Genomic DNA, 1,548 nt, shown 5'->3' with positions numbered 1-1,548 from the left:
GTGCGCGATGAACGCGGAGACGTCGGAGGCGAGGAAGTTCTCGCCCTCGCCGACGCCGATGACCAGCGGCGAGTTGCGGCGCGCGGCGACGACGCGGTCAGGGGCGTCGGCGTGCACGGCGAGCAGCGTGAAGGCGCCGTCGAGACGACGGCAGACCGCGCGCATGGCGTCGGCCAGCTCCGAGCCCGCGGCGACCTCGGCGGCCAGCAGGTGGGCGACGACCTCGGTGTCGGTCTCGGAAGCGAACCGGACGCCGGAGTCCTCGAGCTCGGTGCGCAGCCGGGCGAAGTTCTCGATGATGCCGTTGTGGATGACCGCCACCCGGCCGGACTCGTCCAGGTGCGGATGGGCGTTGCGGTCGGTGGGCGAGCCGTGCGTCGCCCACCGAGTGTGGCCGAGCCCGGTGGTCGACACCGGCAGCGGCCGCTCCTCGAGCGCCTTCTCCAGGTTCACCAGCTTCCCGGCCCGCTTGGCCGAGGCCAGGGCGCCGTCGGCGACGACCGCCACACCCGCGGAGTCGTACCCGCGGTACTCGAGCCGGCGCAGCCCCTCGACGACGACGTCGAGCGCTGCGCGATGTCCTGTGTATCCCACGATCCCGCACACGGCGGTCACTGTAACCGCAGTCGCCCCCGGATCGCGCATCCGCCGGACATGTCGGCCAGAATGAGGGCCATCATGACTGTTGTCCGCGACTCCTCACCGTTCGTCGACCTGTCGCGCGCCGACTGGGCGCGGCTGCGCGACGAGACGCCGCTGTCGCTGACGGCGGCGGAGCTCGACGAGCTGCGCGGGCTGGGCGACTTCGTCGACCTCGACGAGGTCCGCGACGTCTACCTGCCGCTGTCGCGCCTGCTCAACCTGCGGTTCCGGGCGACGGCGCGGCTGCACGAGGCGACGACGACGTTCCTCGGCGGGTTCGCCGCGCGCACGCCGTTCGTCATCGGCATCGCCGGCTCGGTCGCGGTCGGGAAGTCGACGACGGCGCGCCTGCTGCGGGTGCTGCTGGCCCGGTGGTCCGAACATCCCCGCGTGGCGTTGGTCACGACCGACGGCTTCCTGCTGCCCAACGCCGAGCTGCAGCGGCGCGGCCTCATGCAGCGCAAGGGCTTCCCCGAGTCCTACGACCGCCGGGCGCTGCTGCGGTTCGTGTCGGCGGTGAAGTCCGGCGAACCGGTGGTGACGGCGCCGGTGTACTCGCACCTGACCTACGACATCGTCGAGGGCGAGCACATCACCGTCGAGCAGCCCGACATCCTGCTGATCGAGGGCCTGAACGTCCTGCAGCCGGCCCGCCCGCGCCCCGACGGCGTCTCCGGCCTGGCGGTCAGCGACTTCTTCGACTTCTCCCTCTACGTCGACGCCTCGCCGAAGGACATCCGCCGCTGGTACGTCGAGCGGTTCCTCCGGCTGCGCGAGACGGCGTTCCAGCGGCCCGAGTCGTACTTCCGCCGCTACGGCGACCTCACCCACGAGGCCGCCGTCATGCAGGCCGAGCAGCTCTGGGACACCATCAACGGGCCCAACCTCGCGCAGAACATCCTGCCG

1 protein-coding gene and 1 pseudogene are annotated in these 1,548 nt (G+C 71.8%); one reads left to right on the top strand and one right to left on the bottom strand.

Annotated features, from left to right (window positions below; all coding sequences use genetic code 11):
• A pseudogene (locus tag DY240_RS22760) lies at positions 1–606 on the bottom strand (glutamine--fructose-6-phosphate transaminase (isomerizing)); the annotation flags it as partial.
• 72 nt (positions 607–678) lie between these two features.
• Between DY240_RS22760 and coaA the strand changes: the two are divergent.
• Positions 679–1,548, top strand: an 870-nt coding sequence (gene coaA / locus DY240_RS22755) for a type I pantothenate kinase (protein WP_233552832.1), incomplete at its 3' end; no start/stop codon positions are given.

This window comes from Jiangella rhizosphaerae, from assembly GCF_003579925.1.
In the GTDB taxonomy this organism is placed as follows: domain Bacteria; phylum Actinomycetota; class Actinomycetes; order Jiangellales; family Jiangellaceae; genus Jiangella; species Jiangella rhizosphaerae.
This window is presented reverse-complemented; position numbering and strand designations above follow the sequence as displayed.